Genomic DNA, 21,450 nt, shown 5'->3' with positions numbered 1-21,450 from the left:
CGTCGGCGGCACGGTTGAATGATCTTGAAAGGGTCCCAGGGCGTGGTGCTCATGCCCCACCGTGGCGCCCCGCTGAGATACGGGTCAGGTCGTCGTTCACCGACTCGGGTATCACGTCGATGTGCTGCCAGGACAGGTCGAGTACGGTCGCCCCCTCACTGATGGGGCTCTTCCTTCCGAGGACGAACCCCAACTCGCGATCATGCTGTGACCAGCGGCCCCGCACCCCGAGGACGAAACAAGTTCAATGATCCACAACCGGGTCGCAAGTCCTCGTCGTTACCGTGATCGCCGATCACATCTTGTTGACGGCAAGGAGAGAATCAGGGTGGCAGCGGTGGATTCCGTGCTTCGGACCGCTCGGCGGCGGATGAACACGTACCTGCGCGAGGGATCTGACACGTTGGACCTGTCGGGTCTCGGGTTGGCCCAGGTGCCCGAGAAGGTGGCCGAGCTTCCCGGTCTGCGGGTGCTGCGCCTGAGATCCAACTGGTTGACCGAGCTTCCCCGGTTCCTGACCGACCTGCCCGTGCTGACCGATCTCGACCTCGCGGGCAACCGTGAGCTGACCGCCCTGCCCGAGTGGATCGGCGAGCTGACCGGACTGAGCCGCCTCGATGTCTCGGTGACTCAACTGCAACGCCTCCCCGACTCGATGCGGGAGCTCACCGGCCTCACGGAACTCCGCCTGAGCAACCTCCATGACCTGGAGGAGGTGCCCGAGTGGATCGGCGACCTCACCCGGCTCGCCAGGCTCCACATGTGGTACGCCGGGCCGGCCTGTTTCCCGGCGTCGATGGCCCGCCTCACCGCCCTCACATGGTTGGACCTGGCATACAGCCGGCCCGCCGACCTCTCTCCGTGGCTGGGCGAGCTGACCGCTCTGGAGCGTCTCGATATGCAATCCGTTCCACTGACCGGCCTGCCGGAGTCGATCGGGAACCTCACCGCCCTCACCTCTCTCAGCCTGTGGAACACCGGGCTGACCGAGCTGCCGGAGTCGATCGGCAGGCTCACCGCCCTCAGGTCCCTCAACCTGGGTCTGAACAAGCTGACCGCCCTTCCCGAGACGATGCGGGCCCTCATCTCCCTGACCAACCTCGAACTGCGAAGAAACCGGCTGGCCGAGCTGCCGGAGTGGCTGGGTGAGCTGACCGCGCTCACCGAACTGCGCCTGGACCGCAACGACCCCAGGCCCCGGGTTCCGGCCTCGCTGCGAGCACTCGCGCGAACCCGTCCGGAATGGCGCCGCTTCCTGGCCAGCCGAACCCGCTGAGCCTCTCCGAATACAGGGAGGTGCACAGCAGCCCGCTCTCCTCGCGCTGACGGGGATCTCCGCCGTCGGAAGGTCAGGAGAGGCAGCCGACATAGGCGAGGGCCTGCTTCAGCAGGGTGCCCTGACCGCCGAGCATCTCCTGTTGCACCAGCGGTGACGAGGCCTCCTCGGGAGTGAACCAGACAAGGTCGAGGGCGTCCTGCCGGGGGCGGCAGTCACCCGCGACCGGGACGACGTAGGCGAGGGAGACCGCGTGCTGCCGGGGGTCGTGATAGGGCGTGACGCCCTGCGTCGGGAAGTACTCGGCGATGGTGAACGGCTGCGGAGAGGCGGGGATGTTGGGCAGCGCGGTCGGGCCGAGGTCCTTCTCCAGATGGCGGATGAGCGCGTCGCGGACCCGCTCGTGGTGCAGCACCCGGCCGGAGACGAGGGCGCGGCTGACCGTCCCGTCCGCGCCGATGCGCAGCAGCAGGCCGACATGCGTGACCACTCCGGCCTCGTCGACTCGCACCGGCACGGCGTCGACGTAGAGGATCGGCATTCGTGCGCGGGTCGACTCCAGCTCTTCGGGAGAGAGCCAGCCGGGCGTGGTTTCGGTCATTTCGGTCATTGATCGATCGTACTTCGCGGCGGGCTCGGAAACGCGTTTCGCCCCTGACGACCTGCCGAAAGTCAGGGCTGGGGGACGTCGATCGGCGGGTGCGCGCCCGGGAGCCCGTGCACCTTGCCACCGTACGCGAGCGGCTCGGCCCGACGTGCTCAGGACCGACGGGGCCCGGTCACGTTCCCACCCGGTCCCGCCGGCCGTGAAATCGTCGACGGGGCGAGTGGCTGAGGTGAACGCCTCCCGGGAACCGCGCCCCGCAGAGTCCGGAGGACGGGGCCGGACGTGCCGTCGGGGCCGCGCCCGCCACTAGACTTGAGCCTGTGGACGACGAGCCCGAGGTAGAGGTCGGTGCACCGCTCCCCGCCACCGCCTACATGGTTCTGGGCGTTCTGTCGGTCCTCGACGAGGAGCTGTCCGCCGCCGAGATCAAGGTCCGGTGCGACTACACGCTGCGCTGGTTCTACTGGTCCCCCGCCATCAGCCACATCCGCCGGGAGCTGCGGAGACTGGGGGACCTGGGGCTGGTGACCGAGCGCGAGGTGACGATCGGCAGGGTCAGGCGGAGCACCCTGTACCAGACCACGGAGCGCGGTGAGGAGGTGCTCCGGCAGTGGGTCTCCAGCCCGCCGGTCGACGAGCCGGTGATGCTGAAGAACCCCGCGCTGCTCCGGGTCTACCTCGGCAGGTTCACCGAGCCCTACGAGCTCGTCAAGATCCTCGATGACCGGCTGGAGCAGCTGGAGGAGCAGATCAAGGACCTCGTCTGGGGCAAGAGGCGCAGCCACGAGCTCGGCCTCGACGAGGAGGAGCGTGTCCAGTACGGGACCGCGATCGGCGACTACCTGCTGCGCGCCGCCCACTTCGAGTACGGCAACGTGCGCCAGCTGCGCGACCGCATCGCCGACTACGACCCCGACCATCCGGAGCTGAGGGTCACCCGCCCGAAGGGCCTGCTCCGGCGCCGCCTGCGCCAGCAGGACGCGCCACCGGAGGACCTGCCCGACCAGTGACGCGGCGGACATGACGGCGGGTCCATCGGCATGCCACGGCCACCGGCCTCGTCGAGACGGCCGGTGGCCCGGTGCGGCGGACGGTCAGTTCTCCTCCGAGACCACCCCCAGGTACGTCCCGTAGACACCGAGCCGTTCGCCGTCACGCTCGATCTCTCCGAGCAGCCGGCTGCGCGGGGAGATCTCGTCGCCCAGCGGGAGCACGCTGAACCGGACGTGGACGGGCCGGGAGGTCTCGGGATCGGTGATGTCGACCCAGACCGCGACGGTGCCCTTCACCTCGTCCTGCTCGACCTTCGTCACGCGGTGCCGCGAGGTCAGTTCGAGGAAGGTGTGCTCGCCGGTCAGGTCGAACCGGACGGGCGCGCACAGCTCCCCCTGCCGCGGCGGAATGCACAGACTGATCGCCATCACTCGGCTCCTTCATCATCTTGATCGCGTAGGAAACGGGTCACCGCGTCGGCGAGGCCGCGGGGGTTGCTGGTCTGGATGGTGTGCCCGGCGTCGGGAACCCGTTCCCAGCGGGCTCCGGGGATGAGCGCGGCGAGTTCCGCCGCCCCTTCGTCGCCGAACACCCGGCTGCGCTCGCCGCGCAGCACCAGGGTGGGGCAGCTGATCCGCGCGGCGGCCTGTCGTAACTCGTCCGGAGAGGCGATTCGCCCCATCCGCGGCTGGAACTGCGTCGTGTCGTGCTTCCAGGTGAGCAGGCCGTCATCGGTCCAGGTCAGGTTCTGCGCCACCCCGGACGTGGCGGCCTCCCGGGTACGCGGCAGTACGCCGGAGAGGAAGGCATCGGCCTCGTCGAGGTCGGCGAAGAACGGGCGCCGGGAGATCAGCTCGTTGACGGATCGGCCCGCCGCGGCGTCGATGTCGGGGCCGACGTCGACCACGACCAGCCCGGCCAGCACCGCCGGGCGCCGGGCGGCCCAGACCAGAGCCGCCATGCCGCCCATCGAGTGCCCGACCAGGACGACCCGCCGGGCACCGAAGCTCGCGGTCACCGTGTCGAGGTCCGCGGCGATGGCGTCGGTGCCGTAACCGCCCGGCCCCGCCCAGTCACTCTCCCCGTGCCCGCGCAGGTCGAGCGCGACGCAGCGCCCGAGCCGCCGCAGCAGCAGCCCGACAGCGTCGAAGGAGTGCGCGTGCAACCCGCCGCCGTGCAGGAACAGCAGCAACGGTTCGGTGGCCGGGCCGGGCCACTCCAGGTAGTGCAACCGCACCCCGTCATCGGCCCGTACGATGCCCTCGGCGGGGAGCACCACATCGGCGGGGTCGATCCCGGCGGCCGAGGCGAGCGCGGTGAGCCGGTTGAACTCGCTGGTGAAGGAGTGCATCCGCAGCGTGCGCACCGAGGGCCGCCGCCCGTGCGGGACGGACGTCGTGTCGGTCGTCCCGCTCACAGGCCCGCCGGCCGGGTACCGATCACCTTCTCCTCGGTCAGGACCCGGATCTCGTCCTCGCTCATCCCGAGGATGCCGGTGAGGATCTCCTCGTTGTGCTGGCCCAGCAGGGGCGCCGGGGTGTGGAACCACGGCTCGGTGACACTGGCGAGGCGGAACGGCAGCCCGGCGGTCAGGAACTCCCCGGTCGTCGGATGTGCCGACGGCTCCCAGAACCCGCGGGCGGTGAGCTGCGCGTCGGTCAGCAGGTCGGCGGCGGGACTCACCCGCGCGGCGGCGACCCCGGCCGCCCGGAGCCGGTCCACCGCGTCGCCCACGTCGACGCGCGCGCTCCACGAGCCGATCGCCTCGTCCAGCTCGTCGCCCGCCGCCTGGCGGCCCGGCTCGTGGGCGAGGTCGGCGCGGTCGGCCAGGTCCTCCCGGCCGAGGAGCCGGGCGAGCGCGGGCCACGCGTCGTCGCCGAGTACGGCCAGGGCCACCCACTCGTCGTCCCCGGCGCAGCGGTAGACCCCCTGCGGGCCGGCCCCCGGGCCGCGGTTGCCGTCGCGTCGCAGCTCCCGGCCGTTGGCGCTCGCCTCCAGCAGTGCCTCGGCCGCGACGTTGAGCGCCGCCTCGACCATCGTCGACTCGACCTGCATGCCCGCCCCGGTGGCGTCGCGGACCTCGAACGCGGCGATCGAGGCGAACGCGGCGTGCAGGCCGGCGAGCGGGTCGCACACGCCGCGGGGGATCAGCGGCGGACCGTCGGCCGCGCCGGTCATCCACGCCATGCCGCTGGCCTGCTCCATCGTCTGGGCGAAGCCCACCCGGTCGCGCCACGGCCCGTCGAGGCCGAAGGCGGGCATCCGGATCATCGTGGCGCGCGGGTTGGCCGCTTTGACCGCGTCCCACTCCAGCCCGAGGTTGCCCATCACCCGGGGGGAGAAGTTCTCGATGACCATGTCGGCGGTGGAGATCAGGCGCAACGCCACCTCACGGGCCTGGGGCAGGCTCAGCTCCAGGGTGAGGTCGAGCTTGTCGCTGTTGTTGCAGAGGAAGAACAGGCCCCACTCCCACCACTGGTCGACGGTCGGGGGACGGCCGCCGGAGAAACGCATCCCGTCGGGGCGGCGCAGCCCCTCGACCTTGATGACCTCGGCACCCAGCGCGGCGAGGGTCTGGGTGGCCGAAGGACCGGCCCAGAAGGCGGTGAAGTCCACGATCCGCAGTCCCGCGAGCGGACGGGCCGACGCGTCGGCCGTGCCCTCGGCCGCCGGGACGCGGTCCCGGGCCGACCAGCTCAGCCGGCCGTCGTGCGCGCCGGGGGCCGGCACCTCGCCGGGGCCGACGGTGTCGAACGCGCCGCTGCGGTAGGGAACCCGTGGCTGCAGGCTGCCGCTCGCGTTCTTGACGAAGACGCCGCGCTCGCGGAAGTGGTCGATCTCGGTGATCGTGGTCGGGGTGCCGATGGGCGCGACGGGGATGCGCAGCGCGGAGGCGAACTCCACGATCTCGGCCGTGGTGCGGGTGGCCGCCCAGTTCGCCACCATCTCGGCGAACTCCTCCCGCCGCCGCAGGCGGCCGGCGAAGGAGGCCAGGTCGGCGTCCTCGACCAGGTCGGCCCGGTCGATCAGCACCAGGAAGTCGGCGAACTGCTGGGCGGTGATGGTGCAGAACCCGACCAGGCCGTCGGCGGTGGGGACGATCGAGGGCAGTTCGAGGTTCCTCGGCGGCAGGCCCTGGCCTCCCTCGGGAAGGCCGGCCGCGACCGCGGACAGGCCGCCCATCGTGATGACCATGGCCTCGAACGTCGACACGTCGACGACGTCGCCCTGTCCGGTCCGCCTGCTTCGGCGCAGCGCGGCGGCGGCGGCGACGGCTCCGTAGGAGCCGGCCACCCACTCACCGATCCGCCCGCCGGCCTGCAGCGGCATCTCGCCGGGCCAGCCTCGGCCGCCGATGGACCCGCACATCGCCTGCAGTACGAACTCGTTGACCGGCAGACCGGCCTCGGCGTAGGGCCCGTCGAGGCCGAAGGGGGTGATCGAGACGACCACCGTCGCGGAGCCGGGGGGCAGCAGCCCGCGTAACGCGTCGACGTCCCAGCCCGCCGCCCCGTCGGTGACGACGAGATCGACGTCGGAGAACAGTTCCGCGGCACCGGACACCACGGACTTCTTGCCCGCGTTGAGGAAGCCGAACAGCGCGCCGCTCTCACCGTCGGCGGCGGGCTGGAAGCCCGAAACGCTCCACCGGCGCATCGGATCACCTTCCGGTGGCTCGATCTTGACCACCTCGGCGCCGGCGTCGGCGAACATCTTTCCGCAGTAGGAGGCGGCGATGCCCGCCGAGATCTCCAGGATCCTGAGTCCGGCGTAGGGGGTGCGCTGCGTCATCTCTACCTCGCGTGGTGAAGTCGGGGGGATACGGCGCCCGCCCGCGGGAGGAGGCGGGCGGGCGGCCGATCAGTGGAGGTCAGGCGTCCTGGCGGGTGCGGGCCTGGCCGAACCGGGTCATCCGGGCCCAGGCGTCGCGGTCGCGCTGGCTGGCCTCGCGGCCGACATGGGTGACCACGTCGACATCGGTGGCCTGCGACCGGAGGTATCCGGCGGTCGCCTGCTCACGGGGGATGTGCTTGAAGGGGTCGAAGGAGTAGGCCTTCATCGCGTTCTCATGGGTGATCTTGTTGATCACCGAGTCGGGCAGGTGGCCCATCGTCTCGATGACGTCCTCGGGCGCGAAGGGCCAGTTGCTGTCCGAGTGCGGGTAGTCCGACTCCCAGAACACGTGGTTCTCGTTGAAGTGGTCGATCAGCTGGGGGCCGACCTTGTCGGTGATGAAGCAGGTGTAGAGGTGCTTCTTGAACACGTCGGTCGGGCCGGTGTAGCCCTCGGGGAAGGTGGCGTTGGTCCAGCCGGAGTGGCGGTTGAGCACGTGCTCGGAGCGCCAGAGGAAGTAGGGGATCCAGCCGATGTCACCCTCGGTGAGGGAGAACTTCAGGTTGGGGAACTTGCCCCAGAACTCTGCCCAGATCAGCTCAAGCAGGGTGTACGTGCTCATCATCGACGAGATGGACATCGCCACGCTCGGCGGCGCGTCGGAGGAGATCATCGGCATCCGCGAGGACGAACCGACGTGGCAGCAGAGCACCGTGTTGTTGTCCGAGGCCGCCTTGAACAGCGGGTACCAGTAGTCGGTGTGGATGCTGGGCATGTTCAGCGCCTCGGGGTTCTCCGAGAACGTGACGGCGTGGCAGCCCTTGTCGGCCAACCGCCTGATCTCCTTGGCCGCCTCCTCCACGTCGAACAGCGGCAGGATGCCGCACGGGATGAACCGGCCGGGGTGGGCGCCGCACCACTCGTCGACGTGCCAGTCGTTGTACGCCTTGATCATGATCAGGTTGAGGTCGCGGTCCGGGCCCTGGTTGAGCACCTGCCCGGAGAACCCGGTCCAGTTCGGGAAGTTCAGGCCCGCGAGCTGGCCGCCCGCGTTCATGTCCCGGACCCGCTCGTCGACGTTGAAGCAGCCCGGCCGCATCTCGTCGTAGCTGCTGGCGTCGATGTTGTACATCTCGCGCGGCTTGCCGGCCACCGCGTTGAGGCCCATGTTCCGGCCGCGCAGGTCGCCGTAGTACCACTGCTGGACCCCGTCGTCCTCAAGGATCACCTTGGGGGCCTGGTCCTTGTACCGCTGGGGGACATGGGCGTGGAACATGTCCGCGGGCTCGGCGATGTGGTCGTCGACACTGATCAGGATCAGATCGTCCTTGTTCATTTCAACCTCCGTTGGCTGGTCCTGCCTGGCAGGACGGATGAGGGGACACGGCCCGGACCCTTTTTCCGGGTACGAGCTTTCGGGAACGAGCCGGGATCGATCGAGAGGCGCGGGCGGGGCGGTCGAGGGCTCAGGCCCGTTCCCGTACCGGCCGCCACGTCGCGAGGAGCAGGACGGCCGCGCCACCCACGCCGACGAGAAGGGCGACCGCCAGCCCGACCCATCCGCCGGCGAGGGCGTCGATTCCCAGCACCGCGTCGAGCGAGGCTCCGCCCGGACCGGCGAGGGCGACCGCGAGGCAGGTCACCGCGAGCAGCAGTACGTACTCGTAGCCGTCCTTGAACACGAAGAAGCCGTTGCGGGCGTGGGCGGTGAGCCCGGCGACGACCGCGACACCGACCAGCGCGCCCGCCGCCACCGGCGTCAGCAGTCCGAGCGCGAGCGCCGCGCCCGCCGCGACCTCCACCGCGACCGACATGACGGCCTGCAGCTTGGGATGGCGCATGCCCAGGCCGGCGAACCAGCGGGCCGTTCCGGCGAGCTTCCCGCCGCCGAAGGCATGGTTGAGACCGTGCACGATGAAGATCACTCCGACCGCGACACGGATGAGGAGGATGGCGCCGTCCGTAGCCCCCATCAGTCGCTGGCCGGGAGCGGCTTGGCCTCTTTGAGGACGAGGTCGGTCTCGCCGTCCGACAGCGAGCCCGCACCGCCTACGGTCACCAGCACCTCGACGGCGTCGTCGCCGGGGTGGGTGTAGCGCTTGCCGAGCAGTGACCCGCGCATTCGCTCGGCGACCGGTGTCGTCTCCGCCGCGCCGGACGCGTCACGTCCGAGCATCGGGACTCCGCCGCAGCAGAGCGACAGCGGGCGCGTTCCCGGCCGGACGACGATGACCTCGGTGGCACACACCTGGCTCTTCAGGCGCAGTCCGGCGCGGAGGCCGACGGCCTCGGTACTCATGATCGACTCCTTCGTTGAATGGGTGTCCGCGGGTTCGGGGATCGACCTCGTCGTACGGGCACCGGCTCAGCCCTCCACGGGAGGGCTGAGCCAGGCGACGAGATGGCGGCGAATGATCTTTCCCGTCGGTGTGTAGGGAAGCTCGTCGCGGAAGACGACCTCGTCGGGTGTCCGGGAACCACGCAGCAGACCGCGGACGTGCGCGCGCAGCTCCGCGGCATCGGCTTTGGCGTCCTCGCGCCGGACGACGACCGCGACGAGCCGCTGACCCCACTCGTCGTCGGGTACCCCGACGACCGCGGCCTCCGCCACCGCCGGGTGGGTCAGCAGCGCGTCCTCCACCTCCGCGGGCGCGATGTTCTCCCCGCCCCGGATGACGGTGTCGTCGTTGCGGCCGCTCAGGAACAGGTAACCGTCCTCGTCGAGGCGGGCGAGGTCGCGGGTGGGGAACCAGCCGTCGGCGTCCAGCACCGAGCCCGCTCCCCGGTACTCCCCGGACACCTGCTCGCCGCGGACCCACAGCTCACCGGTCACCCCCGGGACCAGGACCGATCCGTCGTCCGCCCGGATCTGGGTCTCGATGCCGGGCACGACCTGGCCGGCCGAGCCGAGCCTGTCCCGGACGACCGGGTCGTCGGACTCGATCGCCTTGCGGTGATCCTCGGGTCCGAGTACGGCGATGGTGGAACTGGTCTCGGTCAGACCGTAGGCGTTGGCGAATCCGGTCTCCGGGAAGGCGCGCAGGGCCTGTTCGAGCACCGGTAGCGGCATGCGCGCGCCCCCGTAGGCGAGCGAGGCGAGCGCCGGGCAGTCCGCGTCCGCTCCGCCGAGGTGCTCGACGACGCGCGCCAGCATGGTGGGCACGACCATCGCGCCGGTCACCCCCTCCGAGCGCACGAGCTCCAGCCAGCGGGCGGGGTCGAAGTCCGGCAGGTAGACCATCCTGCGGCCCGCGTAGACGTTGGTCAGGGCCGAGCCGATCCCGGCCACGTGGTACGGCGGGACGCTGACCAGGGCGCAATCGCGCTCCTGGGTCGACGCGAACTCCACGGTGCCCAGGACATAGGAGAGCAGGTGGGAGTGGCGCAGCACGACGCACTTGGGATCGGCGGTGGTGCCGCTGGTGAAGAGCAGGACCGCGGCGGAGCCGGGATCGGCCTCGGGACCGGGCACCGGCTCGGTCCGCCTGGCGGCGGACAGCCACTCCTCGGCGGCGATGACGCGGTGGCCGGTGCTCCTGGCGATCTCGGCGTACCGGGAGTCCGCGACGACCACCGGTGCGTCCAGCCGGTCGAGCAGGCCGCGCAGCACGTCGCGAGGCAGCCGATAGTTCAGCGGGGCCAGCGGGAGTCCGGCGGCGGCACTGGCGAACAGCAGGGTAGGCAGCAGCGGTGAGTTCTGGCCGATGAAGGCGACCGAACCCGCGGCGTCCTCCCGAAGCAGGGTGGCCCCGGCGTTCGCGTCCCGCTCAAGGCCGGAGAAGGTGATGCCGTCCGCTCTGCGCCCAAGGGCGACGCGGTCCGCGAACGCGGACGCCGCCATGGAGAGAAGCATGGAGATGCTCACAGGGCCTCCGTGGTCCGTGGCGAATTGCGACCAGTACAACTCGGACCTTTAGTCCTGTCAACCCTGCACTTTGGAACCGCTCGTCGCGAAATAAATTAGGCTTACCTAAGTTGATCTTACTTGCGATATGCCTGTTCTGTCAGGTTTTCTAGGGGGAGGTATCGGACTATCGGTGCGAGATCGTGTGAAGTTCTCACAGCCCCACCTATTGACGTAGTGAGAAACGGTGAATCTAATAGACCCAGAGTCTTGTGGTGCGGATCACTTCCTGAGGTGGTTGTACATGCGTGTGAGACAGCGAGTCGGAACCCTGCCGCAGAGGGCGAGCCGGTGAGCGCCGGTCGCGCGGTGATCGCCGGGGTGTACAACACCCCGCAGGCGCGACGCCTGGAGAACTGGACGACCCGGAAGCTGATCGCGTCGGCCGCCCTGGGCGCCCTGCGCGACGCCGGGCTCACGCTCGCCGACGTCGACGGGGTGATCACGGAGGGAGACTCCTCCGCGCTCATCTACGACCTGCGACTCGGCCCCGCCTGGCAGGGGCGGGGATTCGGCCTCGACGCCGTCGTCGAGGCGGCCAACGCGATCAAGGGAGGTCAGGCCGACGTCGTCCTCATCGTCGCGGCCGCGGCCGGGGTGTACGTCGACCGGGACGCGACCGCGCCGTGGACCCGGCCGGAGAACGAGTTCGTGGCGCCCTGGGGGCTCTTCACCGCTGCGGAGTTCGCCCTGATCGCCCGGCGGCACATGACGACCTACGGGACGACCCCCGAGCAGCTGGCCACGGTCGCCGCGACCATCCGCAACAACGGGCACCAGAACCCCGAGGCGGTGTACTTCGGACGTGGCCCGTTCAAGCCCGAGGACATCCTCGCCTCCCGGATGATCGCCGACCCGTTCCACCTGCTGGACTGCTCGATGACCTCCGAGGGCGGGTGCGCGCTGGTCCTGGTCGCCGCCGACCGGATGGCCGACCTCCCGGCCAAGCCCGTCCACGTGCTGGGCGGCGGCGCGGACTACTACGGCCCCGCCTACCAGTTCCCGCCCAGCTGGGACCTGGCCGGCCGCCGTGGCGGTCCGGTCAACGGCCGGATCGGCGGGCGGGCGGCGGACCGGGCGTTCCGGCACGCCGGCCTGGAACGTTCCGACGTCGACGTCCTCGAACTGTACGACCCGTTCTCGTTTGAGATCATCCGCCAGCTGGAGGCGTTCGGCTTCTGCGAGCCGGGCGAGGGCGGTCCGTTCGTCGAGGACGGGCACATCGCCGTCACCGGCAGCCACCCGGTCACCACGGACGGAGGAACGATGTCGTTCAGCCACGCGGGCGGGTCACCGCAGATGTTCCAGCGCGTCATCCGCGGCGTCCAGCAGCTCCGCGGCGAGGCGGGACCGCTGCAGGTACCCGGCGCCGAGGTGGCGCTGTGCAGCGGCGCCGGCGCCGGAGCCCTGTTCAACTCGGTCGTTCTGCTCGGCACGGAGGCGTCGTCATGAGCACACCCCTGGCTCCCCAGCACGGCGAGTTGCCGCACGCCGAGCCCACCGAGCTGAGCGCCCCGTTCTGGAACCGCTGTGCGGAGGGAACGCTGACCTTCCAGCGCTGCGCGGCCTGCCGGTCGATCAACTTCCCGCCGGTCGAGGTCTGCCGCGAGTGCCTGGACACCGACCTCGGCTGGGAGGAGAGCTCGGGTCGCGGCACCCTCTACAGTTGGACGGTCGTGCACCGGCCAGTCACCGCCGCCTTCACCCCGCCCTACGCGCCCGCCATCGTCGACCTGGACGAGGGCTACCAGATGGTCACGGACCTGATCGGAATCGCACCCGAGGAGATCACTGCCGGGATGCCGGTCGAGGTCGACTTCCACGAGGTGAGCCCCGGACTGCACCTGCCCTACTTCCGGCCGAGCGCCGGCTAGAGCCGGCCAGGGCCGGAACCGCCATACCCGCCGGACTCACCGCGGGCCCGCAGATCCGACCACCGCTCTCCGCGACGGTACGGACGACCGTCTCAGGCCCCCTTCCCACGGCCGTCGCCACCCACCTGCGGCCAGAACGGCGGCTCGCAGGTCAACGTTTCCGGCCGTCGTCATTCCCGTACTCCCCACCCCCCACCGCAGTGCTCCCGGATGCGAGGAGAGATAAGAATGTCATCACCCTCCGGCCTGTCAGCCGTCAGCCCACCGCCCCGGTCGATTCCGGTCGTCATCGCGGTGCTGCTCATCGCCGAGATCGTCAGCGCCTTCGAGACGACCATGGTCTACAACGCCCTGCCCCGGTTCATCACGGCGTTCCAGAGCAACGCCGCGGACGTCAGCTGGAGCGTGACGGCGTTCCTCCTCGTCGCGGCCGCGTCCGCCGCGCTGTGCGGCCGTCTCGGTGACGTCTACGGACGGCGGAAGCTCCTGGTCATCGTGCTGCTGCTCTCGGCGGTGGGCTCGCTGATCAGCCTCTCCACCGGCACGCTGAGCGGGGTGATCGTCGGCCGGGCGATCCAGGGAGCCGCCGGGGCGATTCTGCCGCTCTGCTTCGGCCTCGCCCGCGAGATGCTGCCGGCCAAGCGGGTACCGGTCGCGGTCGCGGTCATCGCGGGTGCGGCGCTCATCGCCGGAGCGTCGGGCAACCTCGTCTCCGGCCTGCTGCTCGACCTGGCGGACTGGCACCTCATCTTCGTCTTCGCCGCAGCCCTGGCGCTCGTCGCCGCCGCGGCCTGTCTGATCCTGCGACCCTCGACCGTCATCGCGCGAGTACAGAAGATCGACTATGTGGGTGGTGTCCTCTTCGCCCCCGCCATCGCGCTGGTGCTGTTCGGGGTCACCCAGTCCCGTAGCTGGAGCTGGGGAGACGCCAGGACGATTGGGTTCATCCTCGTCGGGCTGGTGATCCTGGTGGTCTGGGCGTGGTGGGAGCTGCGGGTCGAGGACCCCATGATCAATATCCGGCTGTTCTTCCAGCACAAGCTGGCGCTGACGATGCTCGCCACCGCGGTCCTCGCGCTCGGCCCGCTCGGTATCAGCGGATTCCTCTTCCCGCTGATGATGCAGACGCCGGAGGCGGCACCGGTGGGTCTCGGGCTGAGCCCGAGCGTCGCGGGGATGCTGGCCTTCTGTACCTCCATCATCGGCTTCGTGCTCACCCCGGTCAGTGGGCGCGTCTCGGCGGCCGCGGGGGCCCGGCTCTCACTGATGATCGGCGCGGCCGTTGGTGTGGCGGGCGTCGTGATGCTCGCGGTGCTGCACAAGAGCGTCGTCGGCCTGGTCGCGAGCACTCTCGTCCTCGGCATCTCGACGGCATTCGTCTACACCGCGCTGCCCAACCTGGTGGTCGAGGCGGTCCCCGCCGAGAACACCAGCGAGGCGACCGGCGTCAACGTCGTCACCCGCACCGCGTTCCAGGGCGTCGCCACCTCGGTCGGGGCCGTGCTGCTCGCCTCCTCCACCGTGCCCGGGACGACGTTCGGAACCGAGGCGGCCTACTTCAAGGTGTTCGCCCTGATGGGGGTCTGCTGCCTGATCACCTTCGTGATCGGCATGGTCATCAAACCCGGACGGGAGACGGCACGGTCCGCGACGCCCGAGGTCGCGACCCCCGTGGTGGCGCACGACTGACCGCCGTCACCGGGTCAGGGGGCCCGGGACGACGACGTCCCGGGCCCCTGACTTTCGGCGGTGCGGGGCTGTGCGCCGGAATTGTCGTACCGCTGTGCCACAGTCGCTCGGCATGAGCGACGATGTGCGGTTGAGGGATGTCGAAGAGGCCGATCTGGAGCTGTTCTTCGAGCATGAGCACGATCCCGAGACGGTCCGGCGGTCGAAGTTCGTCCCTCGGGAGCGGGAACGCTTCATGACCCACTGGGCCACGAGAGTCCTCGGGGATTCCACGGCCATGGTGCGGACGGTCACCGTGGACGGCGAGGTGGCCGGCAACATCGTGTCCTGGTGGGAGGAGGAGAAGCGCTTCATCGGATACGTGTTCGGCCGGCGGTTCTGGGGCCGGGGCGTCGGCACCCGGGCGCTGACGCTCTACCTACGACAGGAGGAGCCGATCCGCCCGCTCTACGCCGACCCCTTCAGCGGGAACACCGGCTCGGTGCGACTGCTGGAGAGGTGCGGCTTCCGGCGCGTCGAGACGGTCCGGCACGGCGAGCACGAGCACCTCATGTTCGTACTGGAACCCATCTGATTCCGGGCGCGTACGGCGGGAGCGGCGTCGTCCACCCGCGCATCCGGCCGGGAAGAAGCTACGACCCCCCGTAGCGAATCTCCTGCGATCTCGGGATCGGCCACCAAAGATCACAGAACGTCCTTGTGCACCCCGTTGGACCGTGACACCGCGCCCGCCCCTCTGGGCGGACGCGGTGGGAACGGGAGCCGGCTAAACGACGGAGCGGATGGTGCCGGTCCAGAGGTTGGCGGCCTTCTGGTAGACCGTGAGCAACTCACGGTCGAAGTACGGCGAGACGCCGGTGTCGTACCGGTTGTCGCCATCGGTGTCGGAAACGCTGATCGTGATGCCGTTGAGATAGCCGGTGCGGGTGTCGTCCGTGTACTGGGTCAGCCACGAGGAGCCGAGTGAGCCTTCACCGGTGAACGGGGAGTCCACCCCGATGGGCCGGTCCGCGGGGAGGCCCGTGACCTTCATCGTGAACGTCGATCCGGTCGACCGTTCGAGGCTCTCGCCCGTGTAGGGCTGACTGCTGTCGGGGTTGGGGCCGGCGGGGTAGCCGAAGACGTCGACCGTGGGCGCGAGCGGCTGGTTGAACGTGACCCCCTGGCCGCCGACGTTCTCGGCCAGTTTCCCGGTATCGGTCAGTACGTCCGGAGAGGAGAGGAAGACGCCGTTGTACACGGTGACGAAGGCGAGGTCGCGGTCGTAGTCCCGGATGTCGTCGAAGTCATAGTGAACGAGGCCCTGCTTCCCGACGTACAGGCCGAACGGGGTCGCGCCCTCGGAGTAGTCGGGGACGAAGACCCACTTGGCGAGCGCGCCGGCCGGGGCCTCGACGTCCAACAGGCAGTGACCTGCCGTCGCGACGAGGTTCCGGTATTTCGACTGCACGGATGTGCCGGTGCACCAGTGCGGCTGGAGGTCGCTGCCGATGAAGAACACCTTGCCCGAGGTCGCCTCCGGCGAGACCGCCCCCTCCACTGGCGGGATGGAAAACGGGAGGCCGTCCGGGACGATGTCCGTGGACAGGCGTTCTCCGGTGACCACGGCCTGCACGGCGTACGGCGTGGCGTTCTTCAGGTTGGCGGCCCCGTCGGCGAGCCAGAAGCTCGCGACCTGCTGAGCCGTCGGCACCGTGGGAGCCAGCGGGACCACCAGCACACTCGCTGCCTGTGCCGGCCCGGCGACGACGGTGGAACCCAACACGCTCAAGCCGATACCCAACGCGATCAGTGCATGCCTCAAGGGCGATCTCCCGTCCAGTCATGGGGCGCCTTCGCGCCCCGTCAGCGTGAAGAGCCGGCCGATCGACACGGCCGGCGAACAGCAAGATCGTAACCTCGATCGGAGCCCTGGTCCAGAAGTTTTGGATCACGCGTTCGATACATTGGGAATAGGTTCGACCGGGAGTTCGAGGGTTGGGGCAGGTGATGGGCCGGAGCCGCTCGTCTACCGACGGGTAGCGCTCCCGCCGGGCACGCGCCCGGCGGGAGCCGCTTTCAGCAGGTGACGGTTCTTTCGTACTTCGCGAACGCGGCTTGCGGGACGAACGCCCAGAATCTCCGCTGATTGTTCTTCATGGTGAAGCACCAGCTGTCCTTGCCTCGCTTGACGAGCACCTTCACCCTCATCGTCCTGCCGCACTTGTTCGTCAGCCTGACTCCCTGACGAATGACCAACTGGCGCTTGACGCAGGACGGAGCGGTGCCGGCCGACGCGGACGCCGGCCCCGTACCGGCGGTCGTCGCCGGTGCCGCGTTGGCCGCGCCCGCAGGCGCCAGGGCGAGGGCCGCCGAGGCGACGACGACGGCAGTGGAGATTTTCAGTGTGCCGAGCATGGGGACTGTCTCCTGGTGTCGGCTCTCTACGAGAACGGTGTTCGAAACGTGGGACAGCGATCCGCGGGCGCGGTCACCGGGGCCCGTGCCGTCTCGGCGGACGGCACGGGGAAACGGCTTGCTGTGCGGATCCGGGGGCCGTTGAGCCTGGGGAACCTTGTCAGCACCAGGGCGAGAGGAGGCAGTAGAAGTACCTCTTGTGGTTCCACAGCAAGGACCTGAAGATCCTGGGGAGCGAGTTGAACGCCGCGGAGTAGCTGGCCCATCCCTTCTTCGCCTCCTTCTCCAGCTTCGCCCACACCCACGCGCCGCCTGCCTTCATCACGGCGTGGCAGGCCAGCCGCTGCTTCCAGCCCTTCACCCGGCTGCATGAGAACTTCTTCGCCGCTGCCACGGTCGCCGGAGTGACCGCTCCCAGCGTGGGAGCGAGGTTCTCCGATGCCGTCTGCACGACCATGACGTGCGCGGAGCGCGTCACGGGGGCCGCATGGGCCGGCGCCGTAGTGGCCAAGGTCATGACCGCGGTACTCGCGGCCAGGGCCAGTCCTGCTTTTTGACGCATGTTCATGCTTGCCGTCCTTCCTCTGGTCTCGCCGGCGGCACTCTGCTGCCGGCCGATGCGCCATCGGGCGAAACGCGGGCCTGTATCGCACTCGCTGTCGTCCGACGGCCTTCGAAGCCCGAAGTTATGCGGCGCCTGTTTGTTCGGCAGCCCTGTTCAGAGCCCCAAACAAACAGATCGAGGGTGCGATCGACGACCTCGCCGACCAGCGGCAGGTGGACCCGGTGGGTACCGTCTACGTCAAGACGCGGTGCCCGCGTACCCGTGCGTGTGCCCGTCGGCTTGCCCCTCGGACGTCGCGTCCCGGGCAGGCCGGCCAGATGTCACCCCTGCGGGAAATCGGTCGAGAAAGTCGCGCCGGTGCGGACGATTATGTAGTTTCAATTTCTCTAGCGACCTTTGTCGTCCAGTGGGTGGAGCGCCTGAACAGTGGGTCGTCGCGAAAGACCGCTGGATCCCGCGGAGGGACCTGTCCCGGGTTTCGCCTACGCACTACGGAAACTTCGCCAGGAGGCCGGTGGCATCACCTACCGGGACATGGCGCGGCGCGTGGGTTATTCGGTCACCACCCTGTCCCAAGCGGCCGCCGGCGAACGCCTGCCCTCGCTGCAGATCGTCCTCGCCTACGTGGAGGCGTGCGGTGGCGACCTGGCGGAATGGGAAACCCGCTGGCGCGACGTGACCGCGGAACTGGCGCGTGAAATGCGAGACGACGATGGGGCTGTGCCGTCCTACCTGGGCCTGGCCTCCTACGATGCCGAGGACGCGGCCCGTTTCTTCGGGCGCGAACGGTTGGTTCGGGAAGTAGTGGACCTGCTGGAACTGCGCCGCTTCGTGGCGGTTTTCGGGCCGTCCGGCAGCGGCAAGTCCTCCTTGCTGCGGGCCGGGGTCGTGCCGGCCCTGCGGGCGTCGTCGTTCTCACCGCCGGAGGTAGTGGTCATCACCCCGGGCGACCATCCGATGCGTCACGCCGACCGGCTGCGCGTCGACGAGTCCGCCGACGGATCACCGGTAGTGGTGGTGGACCAGTTCGAGGAGGTGTTCGCGCTCTGCCGCGACCGGCGCGAGCGTGCGGAGTTCGTGGACATGCTCGTCGGTGCACGACGTCCGGCGAGCACAGTGCGGGTGATCATAGCCGTCCGGGCCGATTTCTACGGGCGCTGCAGCGAGCACCGCGAGCTCGCCGAATCCCTGCGCGACGCCAGCCTGCTGGTCGGGGCCATGACCAGGGACGAGTTGCGGGAGGCGATCGTGCGGCCGGCCATGGCCGACGGCCTCACGGTCGAACGCGCGCTGACTGCGGCGATCATCGCTGACGTCGCCGACGAGCCCGGCGCGCTGCCGCTGATGTCGCACGCGCTGCGTGAGACCTGGCGGCGTCGTCGGGGCAAGATGCTGACGCTCGATGCCTACGAGAGCGTGGGCAGGGTGCAGGGGGCGACCAGTCACACCGCCGAGGAGCTGTACGGGCGCCTCTCCCCGGCCCAGGCCAGAATCGCCAGGCGCGTTTTGCTCCGGCTGATCAACCCTGGAGAGCAGGCCGAGGACACCCGCCGTCCGGTCTCCCGCGCGGAACTGGATCCTCTGGGAGACGTCGACACGGGACTCGTCATCGAGCTACTGGTCGGCGCCCGGCTGTTGACGCTTCATCAGGACACCGTGGAGGTGGCCCACGAGGCCCTCATCGGGGCGTGGCCACGGCTGCGGGGCTGGGTCGACGAGGGTCGCGATCGTCTGCGCGCGCACCGGCAGCTGTCCCAGGCGGCCGCGTCCTGGGCCGAGCACGGCCACGACGTCGGCGCCCTGTATCGGGGCGTGCGCCTGACCGTCGCCGAGAAACTGCTCGCCGAGTCGGAACACCGCGACGATCTCACGCCCCTGGAGAACGACTTCCTCCGGGTGAGCGCGGCCCGTGCCCGGCGTGCCTCGCGCCTGCGGTCCGGCATCGTGGCCGCCCTGGCCGTGCTGCTGATCATTTCCGTGGCCGCGTCGGTGGACGCCGTACGGCAGGCCGACCTCGCCCGGGAACGGCTGGAGGAGACGACGGCCCGGCTGGTGGCGCAACGCGCCGCAACCCTGCGCCTGACCGATCCGGGGCTGGCCCGCCGGCTGAGCGCCGCGGCGTGGCGGATCTCCCCTGTCTCCGAGGCCAGGGGAGAGCTGGTCGACTCGATGGCGAGCCCGATGGTCGACGCCTTCACCGACCCACACGGCACCGCAGGGTCGCTGTACACGCTCAGCTCCGACGGAGCCGAACTGGCGTCCTACACTCCCGGCCGGACGGGCGAGCCGGGCACCCTTCGCGTCCACGACCTCGCCCGGAAGAAGCAGGTCGCCGGCGTGCGCTGGGAGCGGGAGGTCCTGGCTCTCGCGTTCAGACCCGGAACGCGCACCGTGGCGGTGGCGGACCTCTCCGGGGTGTGGCTGTGGCCGGTCCACGGCCCGGCGCCGGGCGGCTCCCCCCTCATCTCCTGGCAGGATCCGGACCAGCCCGACATATGGTTCAGCCCCAGTGGCCGTTTCCTGACCATCTCGCGACTGGGCGCCACGGAGACGTGGGACGTCGAGAGGCACACCCGGGTACTGTCCGAAGAGGTCGTTCACATCAGTCCGGACGACCGGCTCGCGCTGGTGATCCCTCCCCGGGCTCGGGACCTGATCGCGGAGGAGACATCCGGCTCGGACGCCGCGGCCACCGGTGGTTCGTGGTCTGCCCGTCGCCTTGAGCTGTGGGACCTTGTACGTGGCGAACGCGTCGACGCACCCTGGTTGCCGCCCAATGCCACCACCGGCGCGTTCAGCCCGGATGGCCGGCTGCTCGCCGTCTCCGCCCGAGAGGACGGTGTCCTGCTGTTCGACACCTCGACCGGCAAGGAGGCGACAGAGGCACCCATGTACGCGCCCGCCGAACGGCTGGAGTTCAGCGGCGACGGCCGTTTCCTCACCGGGACGGACAGCGAGGATCGGGTGAACCTGTGGAGCATACGCAAGGGCATGTCCGACGGCATGCTGTTGGCGAGCCTCTCGCTCCCCCCGGGGATACTGGTTCCGCTTCATCGGATCTCCCACGACGGGCGCCTCCTCCGAGTGGCGGACCCGTTCGGGACGGTGCAGACGTACGATCTCTCAGCGCACACCACCACGCTCGGCACGTTCGCCCCGGGAAGCGACGAGCGGCGCTTCAGCCCCGACGGCCGCTTCCTGGCCGTGGCGACCGGCAAGCAGGAGGGCTGGGAGGTCAAGATCTGGGACGTCGCCACCCGGAAACCCCTCGGCGCCGCGATCCAGCCGGATGACCTGCCTCTTCCGGGGGCGGAACCCAAAGATCCAGCTCTTCCCGAGGCGGGGCCGTACTCGCCGGTGTTCAGCCCCGACGGACGCACGCTGGCGCTCATCCACGCCCAATCGGCCGCGGTGACGTTTTGGGATGTTGCGACGAGAGCCCGCACAGGCGGCTTCACAGTGAGGCGTCGGTCGGCGGATGGAGTACGCGATCTGGTCTTCTCCCCCGACGGAAGGACCGTGGCGGTGAGCTCCTTCTCCGGCAGCCAGGACGACGTCGACGAACTCGAACTGTGGGACGTCGGGAGCCGGACGTGGCTCAGGAGCATCGGGATGGACGCCGCGGGCGTGACCTTCCTACCCGACGGACGGCGATTGCTGGCCCGCGAGGGATCCTTCCTCACCGATATGCGCCGGTTGCCTGGAACCGAGGGAGCACTGCTGGACCTCGTCACCGGGAAGGTGTCGCCGTACCGGGCCGACGCCCGCGCTCAGGGAGAGGTGATCCTGTCGCGGAACGTGGCCGCAACCGGTGACGCGTCCGGTCGTGTGACGTTCTGGACCGGGGAACTGCGCGAGCAACTCGCCCCGCCGCAGGTCGCGCACACGATGGCCGTCTCCGCCCTCGTGCCCTACCCGCAGGGCGGCATGTTCGCCTCCATCTCCGACAAGGACATCACGCTGTGGGAGTGGCACGGGCACCGGCAGATCGGCTCCAGGATCGAACTCACCTCCGACCTCGTCGCCACCGTGGCATTCAACCGAACGGCGCTGCTCATCTCCCATCAGGATGGAAGGCTGCTGGAGATCACCGTCGCCCCGAACGCCGCTGCTGCGGCGATCTGCGCCGAAGATGGGGCACTGTCCCGCCTTGAGTGGGATGTCCATATCCCTGAGCTGCCTTACCTGGATACATGTCGAGGGGGCCGTACCGGGGCACCGGGCGCCGGGCGGCGCCTCGATATCGGCAGCGGGGGATCAGCGCCCGGCAGATGGTGATGGATGAGGGGCGGCGTGCGCTCTTCGTGTTGT

19 protein-coding genes are annotated in these 21,450 nt (G+C 69.7%); 7 read left to right on the top strand and 12 right to left on the bottom strand.

From position 1 onward, the window contains the following. Positions 1–49: 49 nt before the first annotated feature. Complete coding sequence (locus IG98_RS50105) at positions 50–193, bottom strand: hypothetical protein (protein ID WP_157594135.1); 144 nt, start codon at positions 191–193, stop codon at positions 50–52. 144 nt (positions 194–337) lie between these two features. On the opposite strand from IG98_RS50105, the gene IG98_RS0103715 reads away from it, so the two are divergent. Continuing rightward, positions 338–1,276, top strand: a complete 939-nt coding sequence (locus IG98_RS0103715) for a leucine-rich repeat domain-containing protein (protein WP_169750059.1) — start codon at positions 338–340, stop codon at positions 1,274–1,276. Between the two features lie 73 nt (positions 1,277–1,349). Here IG98_RS0103715 and IG98_RS0103710 read toward each other — a convergent pair whose 3' ends face one another. After that, positions 1,350–1,886 carry an NUDIX hydrolase family protein gene (locus IG98_RS0103710; RefSeq protein ID WP_211263869.1) on the bottom strand — a complete coding sequence of 179 codons (537 nt, stop codon included), beginning with the start codon at positions 1,884–1,886 and terminating at the stop codon, positions 1,350–1,352. 317 nt (positions 1,887–2,203) lie between these two features. Between IG98_RS0103710 and IG98_RS0103705 the strand changes: the two genes are divergently transcribed. Then, positions 2,204–2,893, top strand: a complete 690-nt coding sequence (locus IG98_RS0103705; protein WP_037969289.1) for a PadR family transcriptional regulator — start codon at positions 2,204–2,206, stop codon at positions 2,891–2,893. Between the two features lie 84 nt (positions 2,894–2,977). Here the strand turns inward: IG98_RS0103705 and IG98_RS0103700 are convergent, their stop codons facing one another. From IG98_RS0103700 to IG98_RS0103670, 7 genes are all read right to left on the bottom strand, one after another. After that, positions 2,978–3,304, bottom strand: coding sequence for a hypothetical protein (locus IG98_RS0103700; protein ID WP_030905383.1), 327 nt, complete (start codon positions 3,302–3,304; stop codon positions 2,978–2,980). Further along, a complete protein-coding gene (locus IG98_RS0103695; RefSeq protein ID WP_051751480.1) occupies positions 3,304–4,293 on the bottom strand; it encodes an alpha/beta fold hydrolase in 990 nt (329 codons plus the stop codon). The genes IG98_RS0103700 and IG98_RS0103695 overlap by 1 nt, the downstream gene beginning before the upstream one ends. Next, a complete protein-coding gene (locus IG98_RS0103690; protein WP_030905379.1) occupies positions 4,290–6,668 on the bottom strand; it encodes a CaiB/BaiF CoA-transferase family protein in 2,379 nt (792 codons plus the stop codon). Before IG98_RS0103690 ends, IG98_RS0103695 begins: the two co-directional genes overlap by 4 nt. A gap of 79 nt (positions 6,669–6,747) precedes the next feature. Continuing rightward, positions 6,748–8,046 carry an amidohydrolase family protein gene (locus tag IG98_RS0103685; protein ID WP_030905377.1) on the bottom strand — a complete coding sequence of 433 codons (1,299 nt, stop codon included), beginning with the start codon at positions 8,044–8,046 and terminating at the stop codon, positions 6,748–6,750. A 130-nt stretch (positions 8,047–8,176) separates the two neighbouring features. Then, a complete protein-coding gene (locus tag IG98_RS0103680) occupies positions 8,177–8,683 on the bottom strand; it encodes a DoxX family protein (RefSeq protein WP_030905375.1) in 507 nt (168 codons plus the stop codon). After that, complete coding sequence (locus tag IG98_RS0103675; protein WP_030905372.1) at positions 8,683–9,009, bottom strand: hypothetical protein; 327 nt, start codon at positions 9,007–9,009, stop codon at positions 8,683–8,685. Before IG98_RS0103675 ends, IG98_RS0103680 begins: the two co-directional genes overlap by 1 nt. A 66-nt stretch (positions 9,010–9,075) precedes the next feature. Continuing rightward, positions 9,076–10,575 (bottom strand): class I adenylate-forming enzyme family protein, encoded by a 1,500-nt coding sequence (locus tag IG98_RS0103670; protein ID WP_030905369.1) that lies wholly within the window; start codon positions 10,573–10,575, stop codon positions 9,076–9,078. 330 nt (positions 10,576–10,905) lie between these two features. Between IG98_RS0103670 and IG98_RS0103665 the strand changes: the two genes are divergently transcribed. The 4 genes from IG98_RS0103665 to IG98_RS0103650 all read left to right on the top strand — a co-directional run bounded on the left by IG98_RS0103665 (position 10,906) and on the right by IG98_RS0103650 (position 14,751). Continuing rightward, positions 10,906–12,066 (top strand): thiolase family protein, encoded by a 1,161-nt coding sequence (locus IG98_RS0103665; RefSeq protein WP_030905366.1) that lies wholly within the window; start codon positions 10,906–10,908, stop codon positions 12,064–12,066. Then, positions 12,063–12,488, top strand: coding sequence for a Zn-ribbon domain-containing OB-fold protein (locus tag IG98_RS0103660; protein ID WP_030905363.1), 426 nt, complete (start codon positions 12,063–12,065; stop codon positions 12,486–12,488). Before IG98_RS0103665 ends, IG98_RS0103660 begins: the two co-directional genes overlap by 4 nt. Before the next feature lie 228 nt (positions 12,489–12,716). After that, positions 12,717–14,177 carry an MFS transporter gene (locus tag IG98_RS0103655; protein WP_030905360.1) on the top strand — a complete coding sequence of 487 codons (1,461 nt, stop codon included), beginning with the start codon at positions 12,717–12,719 and terminating at the stop codon, positions 14,175–14,177. A 112-nt stretch (positions 14,178–14,289) separates the two neighbouring features. Beyond that, positions 14,290–14,751, top strand: coding sequence for a GNAT family N-acetyltransferase (locus IG98_RS0103650; protein ID WP_030905357.1), 462 nt, complete (start codon positions 14,290–14,292; stop codon positions 14,749–14,751). Between the two features lie 192 nt (positions 14,752–14,943). Here the strand turns inward: IG98_RS0103650 and IG98_RS0103645 are convergent, their stop codons facing one another. The 3 genes from IG98_RS0103645 to IG98_RS0103635 form a co-directional block, all read right to left on the bottom strand. Continuing rightward, positions 14,944–15,942, bottom strand: coding sequence for a trypsin-like serine peptidase (locus IG98_RS0103645; RefSeq protein ID WP_245651388.1), 999 nt, complete (start codon positions 15,940–15,942; stop codon positions 14,944–14,946). Between the two features lie 293 nt (positions 15,943–16,235). Further along, positions 16,236–16,574, bottom strand: a complete 339-nt coding sequence (locus IG98_RS0103640; RefSeq protein WP_030905351.1) for a hypothetical protein — start codon at positions 16,572–16,574, stop codon at positions 16,236–16,238. Positions 16,575–16,734: 160 nt separating this feature from the next. Then, positions 16,735–17,142: a hypothetical protein gene (locus IG98_RS0103635; protein WP_157594133.1), complete on the bottom strand. Its 408-nt coding sequence runs from the start codon at positions 17,140–17,142 to the stop codon at positions 16,735–16,737. Positions 17,143–17,565: 423 nt separating this feature from the next. On the opposite strand from IG98_RS0103635, the gene IG98_RS0103630 reads away from it, so the two are divergent. Then, on the top strand, positions 17,566–21,417 hold the full coding sequence (locus IG98_RS0103630) for an nSTAND1 domain-containing NTPase (protein WP_084195108.1): 3,852 nt from the start codon (positions 17,566–17,568) through the stop codon (positions 21,415–21,417). Positions 21,418–21,450: the final 33 nt, after the last annotated feature.

This window comes from Streptosporangium amethystogenes (assembly GCF_000721075.1).
In the GTDB taxonomy this organism is placed as follows: Bacteria; Actinomycetota; Actinomycetes; order Streptosporangiales; family Streptosporangiaceae; genus Streptosporangium; species Streptosporangium amethystogenes.
The sequence above is the reverse complement of the archived record's forward strand: the minus strand, read 5'-3'. Positions and strand labels throughout refer to the sequence as shown.